Raw genomic sequence first — 1,321 nt, forward strand, 5'->3', positions numbered from 1 at the left:
TGGTTCATCCGACTTTCGTGTGGGTCAGCGCAGCTGGATGTAGGTTGAGACCACCGCAGTGGAAGTAGACGGCGATCTTAAAGTGGTCCGGATTGCGATAGCCGCAGGCTCGCTTCTGCACAGTGGCGATCTTGGAATTCAACCCCTCGGCAACGGCATTGGTGATGCGATGTTTGAAGTAGGTCAGCACATTCGGCAAGTGGCGGGCGATCAGCCGGGCGGCGTCAATCATCGGCGCCAGCCGGCTATGGGTCGCCCAGAAGTACCAGCGCCTCCAGAAGCGTGTGGCCCAGCCGGTGGTGCGGTAATTCCACAGCCCCCGCAGCGCCTCCTTCAAGGCCCAGGCTCGAGCTGTTTTCAGCTCCATCGTCCTCAGTGCATTGAAGCGTTCCCTGGTCGGCTCCAGCATGTTCTCCGGGTTGGTCAGCCACAGGTATTTGCTGCGGGCGAGGGTGTCGTCTCCGGCTTTCAGCAACGCCTTGTGCTCCTGCTTTCTGACTTTGTCCACCGCCTCAATGACATGGCGCATGATGTGGAAGCGGTCAAAGACCATCTTCTCGTCTGCGCCAGGCACATTGGCCTGGCAGGCGTTGATGTAGGCCGGCCACATGTCCAGGCTGATAGCGTCAATGGCCTCCCGATACGCCACCGGGAAAGCCTCGAAGTAAGCGGCCAAGCTGGCCTGCTTGCGCTCTTCTCCGATGTATTCCACCGTCGCTTCTTCCAGATCGCACACCAGCGTCATATAGCGATGTCCCTTGGCGATTGCCTTTTCATCCACGCCCATCAGCCGGGGCATCTCGTTGGCTTTCGCCGCCCGCCCCCTCAATACAGCTCTTTCCATCACGTGCCAGGCTTCGTCCCACGTAATGCGCAAGATCTCCGCGGCTCGCTTGACATTCGTTGCCAGCAATATGTCGATTGCCAGCGCTTCAAACAGATGCGTAAACCGACTCCCAGCCTCCGCCCACGGCATCCTCACTTGCCTCACGCCATGCTCCGGACACGACACTCGCGGAGGCCGCGCGTGCAGATACGTCAGGAACTGGCAGCTATCCAGGTGTCGCCACACCCGTTCTCCAAGGTGGTCATAGACCGCCAATTCCTTCCCGCACTCGGGGCACGAAAAACGCTGTCCCTCCAAGTGCCCTACATGCACTTCGACATGCTGCCGCGCCACGTCCAGGTCGACACGCTCCACCGTCCATGGCGCAGTCACGCCAAGCAGCTGCCGGTACAGTTCCACGCTGTCCATCGCACACCTCCTTACCAAGCCATGCGCGAAAGCGTACTACCTACCCACACGAAAGTCTGAAGAACC

At 59.9% G+C, this 1,321-nt stretch carries 1 protein-coding gene; it reads right to left on the reverse strand.

Annotated features, from left to right (window positions below):
- Positions 1–4: 4 nt before the first annotated feature.
- The gene (locus AC1DN0_RS41035) at positions 5–1,255 is read right to left on the reverse strand and encodes an ISL3 family transposase (RefSeq protein WP_441637734.1); all 1,251 of its coding nucleotides are present in this window, start codon (positions 1,253–1,255) and stop codon (positions 5–7) included.
- Between the last annotated feature and the right edge of the window lie 66 nt (positions 1,256–1,321).

This window comes from Cupriavidus sp. 05N39 (assembly GCF_056397325.1).

Excerpts from the sequence above, each read along its gene's own strand:
- AC1DN0_RS41035 (WP_441637734.1), bottom strand. The coding sequence starts at position 1,255 with ATGGACAGCGTGGAACTGTACCGGCAGCTGCTTGGCGTGACTGCGCCA.